Annotated in this window: 19 protein-coding genes and 1 pseudogene; 16 read left to right on the plus strand and 4 right to left on the minus strand. The window is 49.4% G+C overall.

What is annotated here, in order from left to right:
* The first annotated feature begins 142 nt into the window (after positions 1-142).
* A complete protein-coding gene (locus AC0YNW_RS05285; RefSeq protein WP_475831025.1) occupies positions 143-2,134 on the plus strand; it encodes a Na+/H+ antiporter in 1,992 nt (663 codons plus the stop codon).
* A gap of 229 nt (positions 2,135-2,363) precedes the next feature.
* Positions 2,364-3,029: an SDR family NAD(P)-dependent oxidoreductase gene (locus AC0YNW_RS05290; protein WP_475831026.1), complete on the plus strand. Its 666-nt coding sequence runs from the start codon at positions 2,364-2,366 to the stop codon at positions 3,027-3,029.
* A 1,075-nt stretch (positions 3,030-4,104) separates the two neighbouring features.
* Here AC0YNW_RS05290 and AC0YNW_RS05295 read toward each other — a convergent pair.
* Positions 4,105-5,349, minus strand: a complete 1,245-nt coding sequence (locus tag AC0YNW_RS05295; protein WP_475831027.1) for a chitinase — start codon at positions 5,347-5,349, stop codon at positions 4,105-4,107.
* A 270-nt stretch (positions 5,350-5,619) separates the two neighbouring features.
* Here AC0YNW_RS05295 and AC0YNW_RS05300 point away from each other — a divergent pair, with 270 nt between their 5' ends.
* From AC0YNW_RS05300 to nagA, 4 genes are all read left to right on the plus strand, one after another.
* Complete coding sequence (locus AC0YNW_RS05300) at positions 5,620-6,087, plus strand: GNAT family N-acetyltransferase (protein WP_387475186.1); 468 nt, start codon at positions 5,620-5,622, stop codon at positions 6,085-6,087.
* Between the two features lie 110 nt (positions 6,088-6,197).
* Positions 6,198-6,971, plus strand: coding sequence for an arylamine N-acetyltransferase family protein (locus tag AC0YNW_RS05305; RefSeq protein ID WP_475831028.1), 774 nt, complete (start codon positions 6,198-6,200; stop codon positions 6,969-6,971).
* A 185-nt stretch (positions 6,972-7,156) separates the two neighbouring features.
* The gene (locus AC0YNW_RS05310) at positions 7,157-7,948 is read left to right on the plus strand and encodes a DeoR/GlpR family DNA-binding transcription regulator (protein ID WP_475831029.1); all 792 of its coding nucleotides are present in this window, start codon (positions 7,157-7,159) and stop codon (positions 7,946-7,948) included.
* A complete protein-coding gene (nagA, locus tag AC0YNW_RS05315) occupies positions 7,938-9,089 on the plus strand; it encodes an N-acetylglucosamine-6-phosphate deacetylase (RefSeq protein ID WP_475831030.1) in 1,152 nt (383 codons plus the stop codon). Before AC0YNW_RS05310 ends, nagA begins: the two co-directional genes overlap by 11 nt.
* A gap of 119 nt (positions 9,090-9,208) precedes the next feature.
* Here the strand turns inward: nagA and AC0YNW_RS05320 are convergent, their stop codons facing one another.
* The 3 genes and pseudogenes from AC0YNW_RS05320 to AC0YNW_RS05330 form a co-directional block, all read right to left on the minus strand.
* Positions 9,209-9,592 (minus strand): hypothetical protein, encoded by a 384-nt coding sequence (locus AC0YNW_RS05320; RefSeq protein ID WP_475831031.1) that lies wholly within the window; start codon positions 9,590-9,592, stop codon positions 9,209-9,211.
* Positions 9,593-9,723: 131 nt separating this feature from the next.
* Positions 9,724-9,865 (minus strand): annotated as a pseudogene (locus AC0YNW_RS05325) (IS1595 family transposase); the annotation flags it as partial.
* 36 nt (positions 9,866-9,901) lie between these two features.
* Complete coding sequence (locus AC0YNW_RS05330; RefSeq protein ID WP_475831032.1) at positions 9,902-11,122, minus strand: MFS transporter; 1,221 nt, start codon at positions 11,120-11,122, stop codon at positions 9,902-9,904.
* 124 nt (positions 11,123-11,246) lie between these two features.
* On the opposite strand from AC0YNW_RS05330, the gene AC0YNW_RS05335 reads away from it, so the two are divergent.
* The 10 genes from AC0YNW_RS05335 to AC0YNW_RS05380 all read left to right on the plus strand — a co-directional run bounded on the left by AC0YNW_RS05335 (position 11,247) and on the right by AC0YNW_RS05380 (position 20,666).
* Positions 11,247-12,041: a helix-turn-helix domain-containing protein gene (locus AC0YNW_RS05335; RefSeq protein WP_475831033.1), complete on the plus strand. Its 795-nt coding sequence runs from the start codon at positions 11,247-11,249 to the stop codon at positions 12,039-12,041.
* Positions 12,042-12,227: 186 nt separating this feature from the next.
* Positions 12,228-12,410 carry a hypothetical protein gene (locus AC0YNW_RS05340; protein WP_387475198.1) on the plus strand — a complete coding sequence of 61 codons (183 nt, stop codon included), beginning with the start codon at positions 12,228-12,230 and terminating at the stop codon, positions 12,408-12,410.
* A gap of 200 nt (positions 12,411-12,610) precedes the next feature.
* On the plus strand, positions 12,611-13,039 hold the full coding sequence (locus AC0YNW_RS05345) for a DMT family transporter (protein ID WP_387475200.1): 429 nt from the start codon (positions 12,611-12,613) through the stop codon (positions 13,037-13,039).
* Positions 13,040-13,077: 38 nt separating this feature from the next.
* A complete protein-coding gene (locus AC0YNW_RS05350) occupies positions 13,078-13,794 on the plus strand; it encodes a Crp/Fnr family transcriptional regulator (protein ID WP_475831034.1) in 717 nt (238 codons plus the stop codon).
* Positions 13,791-14,282: a DMT family transporter gene (locus tag AC0YNW_RS05355; protein ID WP_475831035.1), complete on the plus strand. Its 492-nt coding sequence runs from the start codon at positions 13,791-13,793 to the stop codon at positions 14,280-14,282. The genes AC0YNW_RS05350 and AC0YNW_RS05355 overlap by 4 nt, the downstream gene beginning before the upstream one ends.
* 291 nt (positions 14,283-14,573) lie before the next feature.
* Positions 14,574-16,052, plus strand: coding sequence for an Lsa family ABC-F type ribosomal protection protein (locus AC0YNW_RS05360; protein ID WP_475831036.1), 1,479 nt, complete (start codon positions 14,574-14,576; stop codon positions 16,050-16,052).
* Between the two features lie 371 nt (positions 16,053-16,423).
* Entirely contained in the window at positions 16,424-18,103 is a 1,680-nt protein-coding gene (locus AC0YNW_RS05365; RefSeq protein WP_475831037.1) for a DUF6138 family protein, read from the plus strand.
* 30 nt (positions 18,104-18,133) lie between these two features.
* Positions 18,134-18,748: a DUF4304 domain-containing protein gene (locus tag AC0YNW_RS05370; RefSeq protein ID WP_475831038.1), complete on the plus strand. Its 615-nt coding sequence runs from the start codon at positions 18,134-18,136 to the stop codon at positions 18,746-18,748.
* Positions 18,749-18,833: 85 nt separating this feature from the next.
* Entirely contained in the window at positions 18,834-19,190 is a 357-nt protein-coding gene (locus AC0YNW_RS05375) for a nucleotide excision repair endonuclease (RefSeq protein ID WP_475831039.1), read from the plus strand.
* Between the two features lie 222 nt (positions 19,191-19,412).
* Positions 19,413-20,666, plus strand: a complete 1,254-nt coding sequence (locus tag AC0YNW_RS05380) for a chitinase (RefSeq protein WP_475831040.1) — start codon at positions 19,413-19,415, stop codon at positions 20,664-20,666.
* Positions 20,667-20,759 lie beyond the last annotated feature (93 nt).

The following is a 20,759-nucleotide window of genomic DNA, read 5'->3' on the forward strand; positions in this document are numbered from 1 at the left end:
AGAAGGGCCCTCATTCCTCCCTCTGGAGGAGCGGGGGCTTTTCGCTTATGCAGAAGCCTAGACAGGCATAATTGCGACAAGGAATCAAATAATAACCATCTAGGCTTGGTTTGGCAGCATTGCTATGCAAAGGAGCAGGGGTATGGAACTGTTTTTGCTTGTATTCATCATGCTTGGTTTTATCGGATTGTCGAATGTGCTGAACCGATTTGTTCCCTTTATTCCCATTCCGCTCATACAGATCGCGCTTGGCATGGCGATCGCGCTAACACCCGTCGTGGAGCATCTGGAGCTGAATCCGGAGCTGTTTTTTGTGTTGTTTATCGCTCCTTTGCTCTTCAATGACGGTAGACGGACGCCGAGGAATGAGCTGTGGCAGCTACGGGCGCCGATCCTGCTGATGGCCCTTGGCCTCGTCCTGGCAACGGTGCTTGTCGCAGGGCCATTCATCCACTGGCTTATACCGGATATTCCGCTTGCCGCAGCGTTTGCGCTTGCCGCCATTCTGTCGCCGACCGATGCGGTTGCCGTAGGCTCGCTGGCAGGACGCATCCGGCTTCCGTCCTCCATTATGCGACTGTTGGAGGGCGAAGCGCTGATGAATGACGCTTCAGGTCTGGTTGCTTTTAAATTTGCGATAGCGGCTGCCGTTACAGGGGAGTTCTCAGCAATTGGCGCGACAGTAAGCTTCTTTCTTATTGCGGTCGGCGGCTTGGCGGCAGGCGCTTTGATGGCGTTCCTGATCATATGGCTGCGCGTCTATCTGCGGAGGCTGGGCATGGAGGACGTCACCGTGCACATGCTCATTATGATCATGACGCCGTTCCTGATTTATTTGGTATCGGAAGAGATCGGCGTATCTGGCATCTTGGCCGTCGTGGCGGCAGGCATCGTCCATGCGATCGAGCGGGATCGCCTCCAGGCGGCTTCTGCCGAGCTGAGGATCGTGTCGGAAAGCACATGGACCGTTATTTTGTTTATTTTGAACGGCTTGGTGTTCGTCCTCTTGGGGCTAGAGGTGCCGAGCGTCGTGTCTGTTATTATTGAAGATGAGGCCTACCGAAATGGCATTGTTATAGGGTATATTCTGCTTATAACGGCGGTTCTGCTTCTGTTGCGATTCATATGGGTGTACCTGTTCGCCTCCGGACGGAAGCTGCAGGACGCGCTGCTCACATCGCTGTCAGGCGTGCGAGGCGCAGTAACGCTGGCAGGCGCATTCTCAATTCCGCTAGTCGTAGCGGGCGGAGCCGCTTTTCCTCAGCGTGATTTGATCATTTGCCTGTCCGCGGGCGTCATTCTGCTGACGCTAGTCTTGGCCAGCGCCATGCTTCCGGTTCTTACCCGCAATCCGCAGGCAGAAGCTGCGGAAGAAGAAGGCTTCTCGGAGAACCAGGTGCAAATCAAGGTGTTGAAAGCGGGCTTGAAGACCGTGCGCGATCAGATGAATGATGACAACCGGGCTGCAGCGTTGTCTATTATGTCTCAATATCAGCAGGAGCTGCAATGGTTAAAGGGCAAGGAGCAGGGGAATTTCGCAGATATTCAGAAGAAGACAGTGGAGATGAGACTGCTCGCCCTTCGTGCAGAGGCCAGAACCGTACGCCGCGAGCTGGAGCAGGGAGAAATAGATGAAGAAGTCGCCGATGTATGCAAATATGCGCTTAAACAGACGGAGGTGGCGCTGACGAACCGGCTTAAGTTCATGTTCTCCGCCGTGATGCTTACTGTGCGTCATTTCATCAAGAAAAGCCTGTATCCCGGGCGCAAACCCAAGTGGAGCAGGGAAGAGCTGGAGCAGTATAAGGAGCTTAAGCTTCAATCCATCCATGATGCGGTAGAAGAAATTAAAGCCTGCACCGACGACACCAACCGCGCAGCGGCCATGTCCGTTATCGCCCACTATCGGCAGATCGAAGAGATGCTTCGCTCGGAGCAAATAAGGCCTTCCATGAATGACGAGCTGCAGGAGCAGAAGAAGGAGCTGCAAGCGAAGGCCATTCAGAGCGAGCGCAATGTCATCCAATCGCTTTATGAGCAAGGGGAGATCGACCGCTCCATGACCGGGAAGCTTCGCATGTTCATCAACTACCGGGAAGCCAGCTTGTTCGAACATGAGACGATGGAGTCTTAGCGGTCCACACATAAGCGAGACTACGGCGAAACGAAAGTTCCGGGAATGGATACGAAGCGTGCTTCATGATAACGTCCTATAGACGATTTGAAAATTGTCTTCAATAATGACGATAATTACGATTGGATATTAAGACAATGGGCTGCGATAATGAATGCATGTGCAGCTAAATGCGAGTTCAAAATGAATTGGCGGGCGCATGCCAATGATCGTGAAAGGGGTGCTCGACATGAGCAAACAATCGGCAGTTATTGTAGGCGCGGGACCAGGCATCGGGCTAAGCGTGGCAAAAGCGTTCGGCAACAAAGGCTTTCGTGTGATCCTGGTATCGCGCAATGCAGAATCACTGCAGCAGCTTGTAGGTGATCTGATTGCGTCGAATATTGAAGCATACGGCGTGCAAGGAAATGCCGGAGATACGGAATCCATTGCGGCTGCTTTCCAGGATATCAAAGCGAGCTACGGCACGCCTGAAGTTCTGGTCTATAATGCAGCGGCGCTTCAATCCGGGCTGCCGACCTCTCTGACGCCGGATCAGCTAAGCCGGGAGCTAACAGTCAATGTGTCAGGAGCTTTGGCGAGTGCTCTGCAAGTGATTCCTGGCCAGGAAGAGCGGGGCAACGGCACGATCCTGTTCACGGGAGGGGGCTTTGCCCTGCATCCGTCTACGAAATATGCGTCCCTGTCGCTAGGAAAAGCCGCTTTGCGCAGCTTGTCCTTCTCTTTGGGAGAGGAGCTGGCGCCGAAGGGTATTCACGTAGGCATCGTCACCATTGCCGGATATGTAGCGAAGGATACGTACTTCGACCCGGACCGTATTGCCGAAGTCTATTGGGACCTGCATGCCAATCGGCTGGAGCATGAAGTGATCTATGAGGAATCTCAGGTGTCCTGATCGCAGGAGCGAGCTGTCCCAAAAGGAGGCGCTTCATTGATCGAATCCCATATATGCTGCAAATGAACCTTCAAAACCACTATGAATGTGGGGGATGAAGGTTCTTTGTTGCGCGAAATCACGTGTGAAGGAGAGGAAATCCTGAAATCGACGGTTGGGACAATTACTTTATGTTGCCGTGTGTGATTGAGGAGCTGTTTACTTCTCTGTCAAGAATGAATGTGCGTTGCCAATAGGCGCTCCGAGGGTTGCAAGCCTAGAAACTCGGCTTGGAGCAGGCGCAAGCGGCGCCCCGATATCTGCAAGCCTAGAAATTCGGCTTAGAGCAAGCGCAAGCGGCACCCTGAGAGTTATAAGCCGCTCTTTGCATCATTTCCTTCAATTTGTTCTGAACAAATGTGTTTTTAGTCAGCAACAGACGAGAATAAGCCTCACTAGCCATAGGATTTCCATTTGGAGTGAGGAGTGAGACATAAAGTTGAGTATAGATTTGCTGGAGTGCTGAGTTATGAAGGAACATCTGAGCTCAAGACTACAATCGAGGAAATCATGGCTTTTGCCTTCTTTGAGAATCATAGCTCTGGCCTCAGTCGAAGATCATGACTTTTACCTTATTTGAGGATCATAGTTCTTGCCTCAGTCGAAGATCATGACTCTTACCTTACTTGAGGTTCATAGCGCTTGCGTCAGACAAGGATCATGGCTCTTACCTTAATTGAGGATGAAGCTTCACGTGAGGCGGAGGATTGAGGAAGTGATAGGATATGCCAATGCTGAGCAGTTTTTGTGCTTGTTTGCGATTTTTTGATCATGGAGCTGCCTGCTGGTTAATTCTTTGATCCAGACGGTTTTACAGAATCACTTATTTTATTGTATATTCTATAGAAGGGAAAGGAAGAATCCCCCAAATACACCTGTAAATTTCCTCGCATCGTAAATAAAAAAGACAGGCGTGCGGCTGAGCGAGTGATCGCGCGCCTGTCTGATTCAAACTTCATGAATAGGATTCAATCTCAATACGTGGAACATTCTAACCTAATCCGTTTAAGCTTAATGCACCACATTTATTGTTCCATTAGCAAGTGAGGTTGCCGCCTGTGGAAACACCCAGTATGTTGGCGAAGTTCGTAAAGTAGCTGACACGGTTGTTGACGGATTGCGGACTGCCGCCGTTGCATTCAATCGATCCATTGATTGTGCGGATCGTCTCGCCGAAGCCCACGCCATTGACGATCGCGTTATGCGAAGTCATCGTGCCGGCGCCTGTTTGCGTTACCCAGAACCAAAGTGCGGTTTTCCACGCGACAGATGCGTCTTGCGCAACCAGATCCGGGTTGCTCAGCAGCGGCAAGCCGAGTGCTGCGCCCGCAGCGCCGTAGTTATAGTTCCAGCTTAGCTGAATCGGGCCGCGTCCATAATATTGCTTGCCAGGAGCACAAGGATATTGCGCATGCGAGGCACAGTAGAAAGGATAGTTGGCGGTGTTTATTTCGACAATGTGTTGAAGATGGCCGGTTTCTTGAGCGACGTTGCCCAGGAAGGCTGCAGCTTCCCGTTTCTTGATGGTGTCGCTGCCGGTATTGGTGAATGCAGGGAAAGAGGATAAAGCGGCTACTAAGCCGGAGTACGTATAGAAGGAATTGCGGTTAGGGAACATTTGATTGAATTGAGCTTGGGAGACGATGAATCCGCTTGGATTGGTTGTGCCGTTAGGCGTACAGTTCTTGCTGGCGCTTTGCGGAGAAGTAACAATCGGTGTCGAGTTGGCGTTCTGAGCGGATACCGTGTACGTGTAAGTGGTTCCATTCGACAATCCGGAGTCGATGCTCGATAAGCCGTTCACCCATCTGTACCAGGTGCCGTTCCGGAATACATCGTATCCGGTCGCGCCGGATACCGAATTCCAGCTTAGGCTGCAAGTGGCGCTAGACGCGCTGACGTTCAGTGTCGGAGCGGATAAGGAGCCTCCGCCTCCGCCGGAGCTTGGCGTACACGTCTTGCTGGCACTCTGCGGTGAAGTGTCGATCGGAGATACGTTGGCGTTCTGCGCGGCTACAGTGTACGTGTAGGTCGTGCCGTTGGATAATCCTGTGTCGGCAGTCGATGTCGTGCTTACCCATCTGTACCAATTGCCGTTCCGGTAAATATCATAGCCTGTTGCACCGGATATGCCATTCCAGCTTAGATTGCACGTTCCGCTTGAAGCACTGACATTCAATGTGGGGGTAGCTAAGGCGCCGAAAGCTGTAAGCGAATATAAGGGGATGGTTCCTATCACGATAACGATGATTAACAGAAACTTGACCATACTGCTTTTCATTGCAAATCCCTCCTAAAAGTGATGTTGTTGTCGGACGATCCTATCTAAGCTGAGTGAAGCTTACCTCGCTCATAACGGTTCGTTCTGAATCACTCCTTTCGCAGGAAGAATCTATGAAGTTAAAGCGCTTGCACTTCAATAATAATTCATTGTTTTTATGTTATCAATTGTAAATTATTGATTATATTCACTTAACTATATTAAACATAACAGTTAATCATATAAATGCTCGTAATTTTCAATGTGAAAACCATACTAGGGGGAGTGCTCGTGATAGAATTAGTAGAAGTGAAGGTTGAACAAGCCGAAGAGCTGCATGCGATGCAGAAACGTACCTTTCTGCCTTTGCTGAACAAATATTTGGACGATGATACAAATCCGGCAAATGAGCCGCTGGAGCGCCTGATCGATAAAATTCGAAATGGGCGTTTTTACAACATCTTGGTTAACCGTGTCATCGTGGGGGCGATTCGCATCGTCCACCGTCAAAACAGCGCATGGATCAGTCCGATCTTCGTGCTTCCGGAATTCCAAGGACAGGGTATCGCTCAGCAGGCGATCCGATTGGCGGAGGGATTGTTCCCCGATCATAAGGTGTGGGAGCTGCAGACGATTCTGCAGGAGCGGGGGAACTGCCGATTGTACGAGAAGATGGGCTATAAGCGCACGGAATACAAACATTCCATTAACAACCGCATGACCTTGGTCGGTTACATGAAGCGAATCGGTTACTCGTAAGCTGCATGGACGACAGTCCAAGCATGGCTTGCATGAAGGTTCCCGGAATGGCCTGACCTATTGTAAGATAGGGAAGAGTCTACATACTGATTTCAATGGGGGAACGGAAGATGGACGCTCAATTCTATTTGCAGAGAATCGGATATACTGGAAGGTTGGACGGGAGCGCAGAGGCGCTGGCGGGACTTCAGGAACGTCATCTGCAGGCTGTACCGTATGAGAATTTGGACATATTGCGAGGCAAGCCGCTTTCACTGGAGCCGGAGAATCTCTATCATAAAATCGTGGTGCAGGGACGCGGCGGCTATTGCTTCGAGCTGAATGCGCTTTTTGGATGGCTGCTGCGCGAGCTTGGCTATGACGTGACAAGCTGCTTCGCCCGATTCTGGAGGGACGAGACGGATCTGCCGCCTAAGCGCCGGCATCATGTTCTGTTGGTAAAGGTAGGAGACTCCCGCTATCTAAGCGATGTGGGAGTAGGCGGAGTGGTGCCGAGGAGGCCGCTATTGCTGCAAGAAGGGCTGGAGCAGCCGCAAGGCAGCGAATGCTATCGCCTGGATCGGGATGCTGAATTCGGATGGTTCTTAATGGAGCGGAAGGATGGGCAGTGGTCTCGTCTGTTCTCTTTTACAGAGGAACCGCAGCTCGCGAAGGATTTCCTCATGGCATCGTTCTGGTGCGAGCATGCGCCGGAATCCATATTCAGAACTGTCAAGATGCTTGCCATCCAGACAGAGGAGGGCCGCAACACGATTGCGGAAGGAGAATTCCGACTGTTCAGGAAGGATGGCGTACAAGCCTTTAAGCCGGGCAATGAGTCGGAGTACACGGAGGCGCTCAAAACTTATTTTGGCATTGTACTGAATGATGAGCTCTCGAAATAATGGTGCAGCATAGCTGAGATATGAAATTCTTTGGACCGCATTCCGATGCGGTTTTTTTGTTGCGATAAGATAAAATAGAGGAAGTTCATAATTAATTCAACATCATTAAATACTTATAAATACTTAAATATATGTGTGAATTACTTAAAAATCATGGTAGAATGTGTGTAAAATGAGGTGGTTGGATGTATCAAGAGGAAAGGCTGCTTAAGATTCTTGGATACTTGAAGGAGCATCACGCCATAAGCGTGATGGATATTTGCGCTCTGCTGGACATCTCCCGAGATACCGCGCGAAGGGATATTGTAAAGCTGGTGAAAGAGGGGGTTGTCATCCGAACGCATGGCGGAGTCGCTTTGCCTCAATTGAAGAGAGAAATAGCGACTTACCAGGATCGATTAATCGAAGAATCCGATCGCAAACGTCTCATTGGCAAGGCAGCAGCGGAACTGATTCATGACGGGGAGACTGTTATCCTGGATGTGTCGACGACCGTGCAATGCCTGGCTGAACAATTGAAGGCGGCTGAGTTAATAGGCATTACGCATTCAATAGATATCGTTAGCATTCTCTCCGGAAGAGAGGATATGCAAGTCTATGTGCTCGGTGGTTATTTGCATGCCAGGGATCGGCGGCTATATGGTCCTTCCGTGATAGACAAGCTGAAGGAGATAAGAGCCGACAAAGCGTTCATTGGGGCATCTGCGATCCACAATGATGGCTTGTACTACCCTCATGAAGATGATGTTTCTGTTAAAAAGGAGATGGCGCGGCGATCCGATCAGGTCATTGTAGTGGCGGATTTCACCAAATTCAATCGCAAGTCGGTCTATCGGTTGGATTTTGACGGTATAGATATTTTGGTAACGGACCAAGCCATCCCTGTCGAAATCCATGAAGTATTGGATCAGAAAAACATTACCGTGATTGAATGCAATGGCAACTTGAATGAGGAGGAGAACCAGCATGGATCTTAAGATAATTGAGAATGTCCGTATACCACATTCCGGTGATGAGGCTCAGCCGGCTGCAGTATGGATCAGGTCCGGGAAAATCGAGAGGGTCGAGCTCGGCGAATCAACACGGCCTAGTGTTGAATACGAACGGATTGACGGCAACGGCTGCCTGCTTATCCCCGGCATGATTGATGTTCATATCCACGGAGCGAATGGCTTTGATATGATGGACGGCAGCGAGGAGAGCATCCAGGAAGTGTCGCGCGCATGCGCTGCAACAGGGTGTACGTCCTTTTTGGCAACCTCTGTAAGTTCATCCATGGAAGACTTGTTAGCGATGATCCACAGTGTCAAGCGTGTCGTTGGGAATGAGACTGGTGCACGAATCGCCGGACTGCATCTGGAAGGGCCATACTTGAATCCCAAGCGTAAAGGGATGCAGAATGAGAAGTTTTTGCGTCACCCCGATCTGGAGGAGATGGAGCTAGTATTCCGCGAAGCTGAGGGACTGATCAAGATGGTGACGATCGCGCCGGAATTGCCCGGAGGGATGGAGCTGATCGCTTACCTGAGGGAGAAGGATGTCGTTATCGCCATTGCCCATTCGGATGCTACTTATGAGGAAGCGAAGCAGGCGTTTGAAGCCGGTGCCAGTCATGTCACGCATTGTTTTAACGGAATGCGTCCCATTCATCATCGCGACCCTGGGGTCGTGGTAGCCGCTTTTGAGGAAGCGCATGTCAGCCTGCAAGCCATCGTGGACGGCATTCATCTGCATCCTGCAATTGTTCGTATGATGCATCGCTTGAAAGGGGCTGACGGCATGGTGCTCATTACGGATGCGCTCCAAGCGATGGGTCTTGGCGATGGTGAGTATATCTTCGGCGGGCACCAAGTTCAAGTCGTCGATGGCGTAGCGAGGCTAAAGGATGGGACGCTGGCTTCCAGCACCGTCACGATGAATGAAGCGCTCAGGCTTGCGGTTGAAGCCGGAATTCCGTTAAGCGACGGCGTTCGAATGGCTTCGGCAACGCCGGCAAGAATCTTAGGACTTGATAAGCTAGGGAGCCTCGCCACCGGATACGATGCTGATCTGGTCTTGCTGAACGATCGGTTCGAGGTGGAGTGGACAATGATCAATGGCGAGCTGTTCCGGGTCTGAGTTTGTGAGGAAGTACGACCAGAATGCGGATACAAATCCTTCTTATATCATAGGCTTTGTTAAATCTTAAGGTTGATTTTCGGCTTATAGAATAACAGCCCCGTAGGGCGGTTATTCATCTAGTGTTCCCCGATACTTTCCATTACTACACCTATCTGGTAGTCGTCCTCATAAACGACTTCACCAGGGGCATCCGTTGCATCGGATTTTATTATCTCAACATTATACTTTCGTGCAATATCAAGAAATGGAGTTAATTTCTCAATCATTTCATGAGCATGATTATTCTTCTTAAACCATGTAACGGCTCTAATCGAATTATTTTCAGCATAATAAGGTGGGTTAGGGAGATTTTCTTCAAACCAGTCTATTGTTTCATTATATAATTTACTATCTTCATCAGATAATTTACCGTCACGCTGTAAGTGATAAATCACTACAAAAATGCCATAGGGTTGCTTTGTATAAGGACTTGAATAGTTGCCATGAAACCTTAGAAACAATAGTATACACCTCATCTTTTCACAGTTGGATTATTTCTACAATACCATTTCTACCCGATAGCTCATCTGTAAGCCATCCGTGAAAGTCTGGCGTTCGTCTCTTTCAACAGAAAACAGGCAATAAGAGATCAGCATATTCTTCTTATTCGACGTTGTGTTCTCTTAGTCCTTGCTGTCGAGATAGCGAAACCATGCCAGGTAATGCCCCAAATACTTTGTTCCAACAATGTGAAAAACACCTTTCACACGTTGAAAGGCAGGAGACGTTCGTCTCCTGCCTTTTCTGTTATCGATATGAAGTTTATACCGCTAAGACTGCTTTCCCATAATCTTCGAATCTTTGGGAAGGAACAGGGCGAACAGGCCGAGCAGCGGCAGGAAGGCGCATACCTTGACCATCAGCTCTACGCTGTGCGTATCCATGAGCCAGCCCATGACAACGGAGCCAAGACCAGCAAGGCCGAAGGAAAGTCCGAAGAACAAGCCGGCAATTGTGCCGACATGACCCGGCAGCAGCTCTTGCGCATAGACGATAATGACCGAGAATCCGGACATCAGGATCAGGCCAATAGCCATACACAGCAGGATCGAGCCTGTTGGTCCCGCATAAGGGAGCAGCAGGGAGAACGGCGCTGTGCCCAGTATGGAGAACCAGATGATCCGCTGTCTGCCGAACCGGTCTGCTAGCGGCCCGCCAAGGAATGTTCCGACCATGCCGGCGAATTGAAGGGCGAAGAGCGCCAGCTGGGCCCGTTCAAGCGGGAGCTTGTACGTGTCCATGAAGTAAAAGGCGTAGTAGCCTGTCATGCTGGCCAGATAAACGAATTTGGAGAACAGCATCATGATCAAGATTCCGAGTACAAATGCGATAAAAGACTTGCTGAATCGCTTGGGTGCAGCGGCTGATGTGCTCGCTTTACGCTTGGCGACAGCGGCTGCGGAGGTTTGCTCGCGGTACCATCTGCTAATCCGGTATTGAATCACAATGCCGATGGCGGCAAGCAGCGTGAACCAAAGAAAGCCGTATTGTCCCCGCGGGCTAATGACGAAGGCGACCATGAGCGGAGCGAGAGCCTGACCGGCATTGCCGCCTACTTGGAACACCGATTGAGCGAAGCCTTTTCCTCTGCCGGCTGCCAGATGGGCGACGCGGGATGACTCCGGGTGAAGGACAGAGGAGCCTACTCCGATAAGCGCAGCTGCGAGCAGAAGGAAGCCATAGCTTGGAGCGACAGCGAGCCCGATCATGCCTAGCAGCGTGAATACCATGCCGAGCGGCAGCAGAATGGGGATCGGTCTCCGGTCCGTATAAATTCCAATCAGCGGCTGCAACACAGAAGCTGTAATATTCAGTGTGAATGCCACCCAGCCGATCTGGACGAAGCTTAGCTGGAGCTGTTCCTGGAAGATGGGGAAGACGGCAGGCACGACTGACTGCATCGCGTCGTTCAGCAGATGAGCCATGCTGACGCCGAGCAGCACGGTCATCGCCGTTTGGTTGGCCCGCAGGGCCGTTGCGGTTTGCGACATGATTCTCAACATCCTATCTCTGTAGATTTAGATTTCATCATAGCGGATAGAGGTTGCCATGCGCCTCGCAAAAAATGCTTTCTATTCGCGCAATAATTGCTATAATTACTCCAGGGTGAGTGCCATGCAGACACAAATGCAGATTAGATTGCCGAATATCGAGCTGTACAAAATAGAAAATGAATTTGTTAATATCCCTCATGCCCATCATCATGAATATCAAATTACCGTGCCGATCAAAGGAAGCTGCGAGTTCTATTACGAGAGCCGGCCAATGGAGCTGCGCGCGGGCGAAGGGCTGGTCGTCCATCCAGCGGATCGCCATTGCTTCCAGATGAGCAATGATTCAGGCATTATTATCGTGATTGCAAAGGATAAGCTAATTAGGCAAGCGTGCCGGGAGGAGCAGCCGATTCAGAGGGCGTTCGCGCCTGCTGCGATGCTGACTTACTTTCAGAGATGCGCGTCCCGGTTCATCGCGATGGACCATATGAATGCATTGGCCGTGGAGGAGACAGAGTCTTTGGCACTTGCCGAGCTTGGGGCTATGCTTGCGGCAGAGGGAAGACTGAAGGCTGAACCGGCGTTAAAGGCGGAGCGGGCGTCGGATTGGAGCATGATGCAAGTGCTCGATTATATCCGTACTCACTATACGGAGCAGTTGGAGATTGACCAGCTTGCGGCCATCGCGCTTCAGAGCCGATATCATTTTATCCGCTCATTCAAGCTGGCTACGGGAGTTACGCCGTATCAGTATGTGCTGCGCCTGCGGGTAGAGGAAGCGAAACGGCAGCTTCGGGGGAGTACGCATACCGTAACGGACATCAGTTATATGGTTGGATTTTCCAGCACCAGCCCATTTTATCGGGTGTTTATGAAGTTCACAGGCATGACTCCTGAGAAATTTCGGGGGATGTAAGGTTCGTAAATCGGATGTTGGGGCGTCTAAGCGAGCATACGGGAGCAACTTTTCGATCATCACTTCTCTGTGCGGCATTTTCAGGAAATGGCGAGAATTTTCAATTTTATTGTCGTCATATGCGGTTTTTCATGTTTTTTCATCTCCGATATAATAGATAGGAAATATAGAGGATGGTGATTGGACATGACTTACAAAGAAGTGTTGGGCCGGAGAAGTGAACTGTTGAAGCGCAATATCTACCGAATGATTTTGAAGGACAACCGGCAAGGGCTCAGCGTGAACGAAAGCAATGTCTATCAATCCATGCTGAAGAAATTGCATCACAACGAGAGCGCATTGCAGACAGCGAGAAACAAAGACGCGTAGAACCACAGAAGAGAGCAAGATCGCAGCAGGATGCTGCCAGCCCCCGGCGATGAGCCGCGGGCTTTTTATTTTTGCTGCAAAGTTTGAGCTGGGAGAAGGGATGAGGCCATTCTTCTATTGTGCTGAGGACATATGTCCTTTCCTGCAATTGTCTCCTTATCGTTAAATAAGAGGTAGGATGTAAGAAGGGAGAGCGGAAAATGAAAGGCGTAATCTATGCGGTGCTCGGTGGAGCATTCTTGACCCTGCAAGGGACAGCTAACGCGTCGATTGGCGAACGGATCGGCACATGGCAAGCGGCGACTCTTACGCAAGGAACGGGATTTATAGCCGCGTTATTGATTGTGCTGCTGCTCGGCGACCAGTCGTGGCGCAATCTGAAGGAGGTCAAGCCGGTCTATCGCTTCGGCGGGGCGTTTGCTGCTTTTATCTTGTTCAGCAACATTACAGCCTATCACATGAATGGCGCGGCATTGACTGTAGCATCGCTGTTAATCGCGCAGATGATCGCGACCTTGATGATGGAGAAGGCCGGCTGGTTCGGAGCAGCGGCTGTCGTTCAATTGCGGGGAACACAATGGGCTGGCTTAGGATTGATGGTTATTGGCATCCTATGTCTAACCTTGTAAGCTGCCGCTGTATATGGAGATGAAGGAATGATGAGCGGATGAAAGCGAGCCATAACGAAGAGAGAACGGAAGACTATATCCGGCAGTTTCAGCTTGCCGATGTATTGCCCGAATTACTGCAAAAACATTTGATGCTGTTCCGTTTTGGGCCGGAGGAGGAGCTGTGCAAGCAAGGGGAAGAGCCTCAGTACATTCATTTCCTTGTACAAGGTAAGGTGAAGGTCTATACAACCTCGTTCGAAGGTAACACCTTACTGGTCGCTTTTATGAAGCCTCTAGGCATTTTAGGCGAGATTGAGGGTGTCCGGGGGTGGGACAATCTCAATACCGTGACGGCAGTTACGGAAGTGGAGACGATTGCCTTCCATAAGCGCTGGCTGAGTGAATTAGACGGGGAAGCCCGATTTTTGCGGTTTCTACTTGATAAGGTTACCGAAAAGTTTTATTCGAAATCCTTGTCGCTCAGCTTCAATCTGCTTCATCCAGTAGAAGTCAGGCTCGCCAGTTATTTGTTATCCGTTACCTCATCTAGCGGCGAAGGTGGGGAGGATGGGGTGGCGATATCGACTATTAAGGATACGGCAAGCCTGCTCGGAACGAGCTACCGGCATATGAATCGGGTGTTGCTTGGCTTCATTACCGATGGATTAGTGAAGCGGGACAATGGAATGCTTATCGTGAGGGACCGACAAGGCTTAAACCGGGTAGCGGGACGAAATATTTATGAAACTGAGGACAGGAGAGAGAGGCCATGATTTGGGGAATTGTAATGGCAATGGCGGCAGGCTGCTTGATCAGCGTGCAGACAATGTTCAATAACAAAGTCAGCCTAGCCGTAAGCTCGCATACAACATCGGCGCTTGTGCTGGGCATGGGCTTGCTTGCATCGTTCGGAATGGGTGTACTGATGGAAGGACGGGCGTTCTTCGACATTGGCACCATGCCCGTGTGGTACTGGTTCAGCGGCTTGCTTGGAATCGGCGTTGTCACATGTGTGGTGAACGGGGTCAAGCAGCTTGGCGCCAGCTACGCGATTGCGATTGTGATGGCATCCCAGCTGCTCTGCGCGTTGTGGTGGGATTCGCTGGGCTGGTTTGGCTTGCAGGAGGTCCCTTTGACCCCGCAGAAAGCGATCGGCGCTGTATTGCTCATTGCCGGATTGGTGATGTATAAGGTCAAGTGGCAGCGAAGAGAACCAGTCAACAAGGCGGAGCAAGCGAATGCTCAGACTGCCAATGGTTGAATCCCGGTTGAGGATATGGTAATATGGCAGTAATTTAAGGATTGGAGTGAAGAGGATCGATGTAGGATTTCTTGCGCACGATGCGAGACAATAAAACAAGATGGACCGAACGGACAACATCGCTTGTTTTATTTTTTGTATGCAAGAAAGACTGCATCTTCTTCACTCAAACGGGATACCTCTATTCATTTCTGGCATTGGCTGGCTGGATAGGGCTGTATAGCTTGATTTGAGCTGCGAGAGGGCGTCTTTCTTGCAGCTCTTATTTTTTTATACAGGGAGGCATCCTATATGTCATTAATTCAAGTATCGAACCTGACGTTTGCCTATGATGGCAGCTACGACAATATATTCGAAGGGGTCAGCTTTCAGCTCGACACCGATTGGAAGCTGGGATTCACAGGCCGAAACGGGCGGGGGAAGACGACGTTCCTGAATCTGCTGCTGGGGAAATACGAGTACAGCGGCACGATATCGGCCAAGGTAAGCTTTGACTACTTCCCGTTTCACGTTGAGAATCGGGACCATATGGCGATCGACATCGTCGATGAGATCTACCCGGATTACGAGTATTGGAAGCTGGCGAAGGAGCTTACGCTGCTTGATGTCTCAGAAGAGATCCTGTACCGGCCGTTCTCGTCCTTGTCGAACGGCGAGCAGACGAAGGTGCTGCTTGCGGCTTTGTTCCTGAAGGAGAACAGCTTCCTGCTCATCGACGAGCCGACGAACCATTTGGACATGGGCGCCAGACAACTGGTCAGCGATTATTTGAAGTCTAAGCGCGGATATATACTGATATCGCATGACCGGGCGTTTCTGGATAACTGCGTTGACCATATTTTGTCCATCAACCGGACCAATATTGACATTCAGAAGGGCAATTTCTCCGACTGGTGGGAGAACAAGCAGAAGCAAGACAACTACGAGCTGGCAGAGAATGATAAGCTGAAGAAGGATATTAAGCGGTTGTCCGAAGCGTCCAAGCGTACGGGCAACTGGTCGGATGAAGTGGAGAAGACGAAAAACGGCACCCTAAACTCCGGCTCCAAGGTGGACAAAGGCTATATCGGGCATAAAGCGGCCAAAATGATGAAGCGCTCCAAGTCGATGGAGCAGCGCCAGCAATCGGCGATTGACGATAAATCCAAGCTTCTGAAAAACCTCGAAAGCTCTGAAAGCCTAAAGATCGCACAGCTTAACTATCACAGGGACCAGCTGGCCGAATTCGATCATGTGTCGATTCAGTACGGTGACCGGACGGTCTGTGAGGATATCAGCTTTGGTATTGGGAAAGGCGAGCGAATCGCGTTATCCGGCAAAAACGGCTCCGGCAAGTCCAGCCTGCTCAAGCTGCTGCTTGGCGAACCGATCACCCATACCGGCACATTCCGAGTGGGGAGCGGACTGAAGATTTCATACGTCTCGCAGGACACGTCGCATCTTGAGGGCAATCTGACCGATTACGCCAGGGAGCATGGCATTGATGAGAGCCTGTTCAAGGCAATTCTCAGAAAGCTGGACTTTTCCAGATTGCAATTCGAGAAGGATATTTCCGCATACAGCGGCGGTCAGAAGAAGAAGGTGCTTATCGCCAAAAGCCTGTGCGAAGAGGCGCATCTGCATATATGGGATGAGCCGCTGAACTTTATCGACGTCATCTCCCGCATGCAGATCGAAGAGCTGCTGTTGGAATACGAGCCGACCATCTTGTTCGTCGAACATGATAGAGAGTTTGTAAGCCGCATTGCAACTAAGATTGTAGAGCTTTGAGGGACGGATTTAGGCGATTAGAAATGGGTTCTAACGAATCAGCATTGCCGTTCGTTCTCATCTAACAACATCTGGAACAAAGGACATTCTATAGGGGTGTCCTTTTTTTCAGTAAATTTGTGTGCTATAGCAAAAAGCCATTATGAGTGAAGACATGTAGAACCAGCATCTTAGCTGGTTCTTTTATTTATTATGCCGTGTATACGTCTTTGAATCCGGTTTTCCTTTCTGGTAACCGGACGTTTGACTCATTGTTCCGGCAGCGCTCAGGCATGTAAAATAATAGGGGATGCGAACGCTAATACATATTTTGTGTAGTTAAGTGTAAGGACATGACGAGATTACGGATGAAGCTCGTGGAAAGGCGTGGGATGATGAACATATTGCAGGAAGAAGCATTGGAAGAGATGAAAACCGCGATTAATGCTTGGTTTGACGAACAGGAAAATCGAACGGACGTGGAGAGCGCGGTCAAGCGCACTACACTGCAAATAGGCATCTTTAACGATGTTACGCTGGATTACCGGCCCGGCAGGTCTAACGTGGACAGTTTGAATTTTGGCTGGGATGCTGCGGACAAGAAGCCTGCGCAGACTTCACCTTTTACGAGGGAGCAGGTGGTGCATGAAGTTCAGCCGCTGCTTGCGGAGTTCGTAAAGATGAAGCTGGACAAGCTTGTGACGTCGCCACTCATCGACTACCGGTTCACCATGCAGGGAAGCTTCGCTTCGACAGACGGGACTGTGGAATTAGTGGTGCTGGAAACAGTAAATGCAGAGAAGAAGAGGCAGCTTCTGGAGCGTATTCATACCTACATCGAGAAAAAACTGGAGCAGAGTTCCTACCCGACCAAGCCGCTTGAAACCTTTTTTTTGACGCGACATCTGCTCGATCCGCAATTATTTCGAGAATTGGAAGTTGGAAAGGTAATTGCTATATTTGACCGAATTCAGGAGCTTAACAAAGAACGGACAGAAGCGCTCGCAGAGCATCGGAGCAATATGATCCAGGCTTTGACCGATTGGGCCGAGGATGTATTCTTGCCGCGTTACATCGAGATTACTCGTTCCGAATACAGGACTAATGTATATGTTATCAAGCCGGGTGCTGCTTTTGAGAACAAGGATGAGCATAATCAGTCTATCGACCTTTTGTTGTACGGTTCGGCAATGATTCTTCGTTATGAGCCGAACTATAGCAAATCAAGGGGCCAGACGTACCTGGAGCTTGCAACGCAACTTGGCAGCAGCAAAGCCGGTCGCATGCTGAAGGAAGGCAGCGACAGCTTCTCGCCAGAGGATGTGCATATGCGCCATGAGTTGGCGGAATGCAAGGCTAATGATGTATTTTCGCTCATTACGGTCGTGATCCGCAAGGAGGAAGCCCGTGCGTACGAGCTGGCAATATCGTTTATTCTCTCCTTGCTGCGTAAGGGTTTCCCGAAAAGCTACAAAATTAAGCTGAAATCCAGCGTAAGAGAGGTATTGCCTGTGAAGGGGCTTGCCAAATCGGATACGCATCGTTTCTTTGCGAATGCGCTGGCTTATTCCGAGCTGCATCCGTTACTGGAGGAATATGCTCGTGCTGCGATGCAAGAGTATGAATGGTACATGGATACGGAAAGCGAAAAAAGCGTAATGCCAGGCAGCTATGCGATATTCGGTCTTGGACTTTCGGATGAACGGTATTTTCCGCTAGTCGAGGATTACATGGCGCTTGTGGATGATGAGCATCAGCTGGCACACGACAAGTTCACGGCCGTATTTGCCGAAACTCATGGGGTAACCGAACGCTCGGCTCCTGCTCTGGTTGCCTGTTTGCGGCGTTCCCACGATTCGTTGAAGCTGAAGATCCAGCCGGAACTGGAAAGCGATGACAAGCTGTTCATATTGGTGCAGCATATTGAGGCACTGACGGATTACGAAGCTGAACGGGTGCTGTACCCGATCTGGGGCAAGGCGGACAAGCTGGCTGCATGGGCACGCAAGGCGCAAGAACCGCGCAAAGAGCTGCTGCTTCGCCTGCTAAAGGCGACGGGTAAAGGTTTGTGAGTAGCAGTGCCATTTTATCTGGGAGGGATTATGTTGCAGCAGCTCTTTAACGAATTGATCAAGCAGGACGTTAAGCCGTTTCTTTCCAAGCATGGATTCACTAAGAAAAGCTTGAATTTCCAAAAGGGGACAGAAGGCATTATCTACCTATTCAACTTCCAAAAATACTCTGGAAATTCAGCGGACAATGTGATGTTTTATGTCAATTGCGGGATCTATTCAGCGGATTTGGCACAGCTGCAAGGGAAGCCGATATTGACATCACCCCAGGAAGCGGAGTGTCACTTCAGGGCAAGAATCGGGGAAATTGCGGAGTCTGCTCCGGACCGTTTTGCGATTACGGCTGAGACGAATATGGATGATGTAAGAGAAACGTTGTTAAGCGCTTTAGAAGAAGTTATCCCCTTCTACGATTCAATGACAAGTGCCAGAGCGATTGTTGATTATTACACTGCAGGTCCATATTTGCATCTGGGGGAAGAGAGCTTTCATGTGCTCTTGCAATCCAATGATGTTGCGGCAGCTAAGCAGTATTTGAATGCATTGCAGGAAAAACACGGAGCGGAAAACCGTTGGACCATCTTTGAAAAGAAATACGAGGCCATCTTCAACCAATATAGAGTGGCATTCGAAAAGCACATGTAAGTAAAGCAGGACAACTTGAATGAAAGCAGTTATAATGGATAAGTTATTCAAATGAGCATGGACGGTAAAAGGGGAGCTAATGCAGATGATACAAATCACAATTCCAACGCCAGATGTCACCATACACAAGCAGAAAGAGCCTGAGCTAAGCCATATTTACGGGTTTACGGATTTCCACCTGATTTCGAGAGAAACGGGAGGAATCTTCATGTTCTATAATGATCAGGATGAGCTCCTGTTCGTGGGCAAAGCACGTAAGCTTAGACCGCGAATCAAAAAACATTTTGAAGACACGGTATCCGTCATGAAAAATCACAGGAACGAAGTCACGAAGATCGAGGTTTGTATCGTGGAGGACCCTGTCCATAGAGAAATTTATGAAACGTATATTATCAATGAAATGAAAGCGAAATACAATATAGATAAAGTGTTATACAAGTAACGATCGTTAACACCTTTGAGCCTCCTGTTGGGGCTCTTTTTTATAGGCATGGTTTAAAAGGTTGGCATCGCATGAAGCCAACCTTTTTTGTGTTTTTTGCAGGTGTACGGTTAGTAAATTAGGGGGCTGTCTATCAATTATCGTTGATTACTCCTATAGAAAACGCTTATTGATTTGACTATAATTGGAATCGTGCTTTGTTTCCAGAATTGGAGGTTGATTATGAAAATCGGGATGACATGGAAGAGAATTCTTTTTATGATCGCTGTTGCACTGACTGTTGGGTTGTTGTTCACCTATTTAGCATCAAATCCCTTTTCACATTCTGCGAAAATAAAACGACAAGCACCAATAACGCTCTCATCTGAAGAGAGGACTGAAGGGGGAAGTGAAATGGAATCTGAAGCTTTAGATGAATTGCGGGTTGGCCAAAGCCGCATACTTTCTGATTCCGAGGTCTTATCCTTGTGGGACGGAATAGATCCGCAATTTTCACCAGCCAATGCCGTAGCCGCCGTACAAAGCGCACTGTCGCGAGAGAATTATGAACAATTGTTTCCCTACCGGATTGGTACGAAGGAATGGCATACATTTGCCGCTGACCAAGCTTATTACGATGCAGATCAAATCGACTATTACTCTTATGACAACTTGATTGCGGCCATTACGGATGTCGCTAATATCAAATATAAGGTGGAATACAGAGAGGATGATACTGCCAACAGCCGCGTATTTCGCCTGGATAAAGAAACAAAGACAGAAACGCTGATCTACCAAAACGTTAACTTTCATACACTCCCCAATAAGAACGTTCCGATTTTGTCGCAAACGGTTGATTTTGGTTCCTTTATTAAAGAAGGGTCTGACTTGAACCGAAAGCGAGAGCTTGCGGCATTTCTTGCCAACATTGCACATGAAACGGGCGGAGGTGCGCCAACATCCCCTGGAGGTCCGCTTGCATGGGGACTGTTTTGGAATGAAGAAATTGCTTATATGAACACCAACACGGTCAATTATGTTGAAGAAAATGACAACTTTCCGCCAGCAGCAGGCAAATCCTATCATGGGCGTGGACCGATTCAGCTAAGCTGGAATTACAATTACGGATTGATTAGTGGAATTATCTATGGCACCAAAGATACGCTGCTTCAGCAGCCTGAGCTTATTGTTAATGACGGCAAGCTAGGCTTTATGACGGCTCTCCTGTTCTGGATGACACCTCAGCCTCCCAAGCCCTCCGCTCATGATGTGATGGTGGGCAGCTGGACGCCAACTGAATCTGATCGTTCGAAAGGAAGAACAGAGGCGGGATTTGGAATTACCATTATGATTATTAACGGCAATCTGGAAGGGAACCTCGACGAAAGCGACCGACGCATCGCTCGACGAGTTGGGTTTTATCATAAAATTACATCACAAATGGGGATATCCATAGAGGGGGAAAAAGTAAACACTGCAGGCATGAGCCCATTTTAAATCAAGGACAATTATGCTGGAAATGGCACAGCGACAGCCCTGGACGGAAGAAGGTCCTGGATTGTCGCTGTTTTTCGTTTATATCGTATCGCA

It is taken from the genome of Paenibacillus sp. J31R120, from assembly GCF_056269225.1.

Coding starts and splice junctions, on each gene's coding strand:
- AC0YNW_RS05285 (WP_475831025.1), top strand. CDS start 143: ATGGAACTGTTTTTGCTTGTATTCATCATGCTTGGTTTTATCGGATTG.
- AC0YNW_RS05290 (WP_475831026.1), top strand. CDS start 2,364: ATGAGCAAACAATCGGCAGTTATTGTAGGCGCGGGACCAGGCATCGGG.
- AC0YNW_RS05295 (WP_475831027.1), bottom strand. CDS start 5,349: ATGAAAAGCAGTATGGTCAAGTTTCTGTTAATCATCGTTATCGTGATA.
- AC0YNW_RS05305 (WP_475831028.1), top strand. CDS start 6,198: ATGGACGCTCAATTCTATTTGCAGAGAATCGGATATACTGGAAGGTTG.
- AC0YNW_RS05310 (WP_475831029.1), top strand. CDS start 7,157: ATGTATCAAGAGGAAAGGCTGCTTAAGATTCTTGGATACTTGAAGGAG.
- nagA (WP_475831030.1), top strand. CDS start 7,938: ATGGATCTTAAGATAATTGAGAATGTCCGTATACCACATTCCGGTGAT.
- AC0YNW_RS05330 (WP_475831032.1), bottom strand. CDS start 11,122: ATGTCGCAAACCGCAACGGCCCTGCGGGCCAACCAAACGGCGATGACC.
- AC0YNW_RS05335 (WP_475831033.1), top strand. CDS start 11,247: ATGCAGACACAAATGCAGATTAGATTGCCGAATATCGAGCTGTACAAA.
- AC0YNW_RS05340 (WP_387475198.1), top strand. CDS start 12,228: ATGACTTACAAAGAAGTGTTGGGCCGGAGAAGTGAACTGTTGAAGCGC.
- AC0YNW_RS05345 (WP_387475200.1), top strand. CDS start 12,611: ATGAAAGGCGTAATCTATGCGGTGCTCGGTGGAGCATTCTTGACCCTG.
- AC0YNW_RS05350 (WP_475831034.1), top strand. CDS start 13,078: ATGAAAGCGAGCCATAACGAAGAGAGAACGGAAGACTATATCCGGCAG.
- AC0YNW_RS05355 (WP_475831035.1), top strand. CDS start 13,791: ATGATTTGGGGAATTGTAATGGCAATGGCGGCAGGCTGCTTGATCAGC.
- AC0YNW_RS05360 (WP_475831036.1), top strand. CDS start 14,574: ATGTCATTAATTCAAGTATCGAACCTGACGTTTGCCTATGATGGCAGC.
- AC0YNW_RS05365 (WP_475831037.1), top strand. CDS start 16,424: ATGATGAACATATTGCAGGAAGAAGCATTGGAAGAGATGAAAACCGCG.
- AC0YNW_RS05370 (WP_475831038.1), top strand. CDS start 18,134: ATGTTGCAGCAGCTCTTTAACGAATTGATCAAGCAGGACGTTAAGCCG.
- AC0YNW_RS05375 (WP_475831039.1), top strand. CDS start 18,834: ATGATACAAATCACAATTCCAACGCCAGATGTCACCATACACAAGCAG.
- AC0YNW_RS05380 (WP_475831040.1), top strand. CDS start 19,413: ATGAAAATCGGGATGACATGGAAGAGAATTCTTTTTATGATCGCTGTT.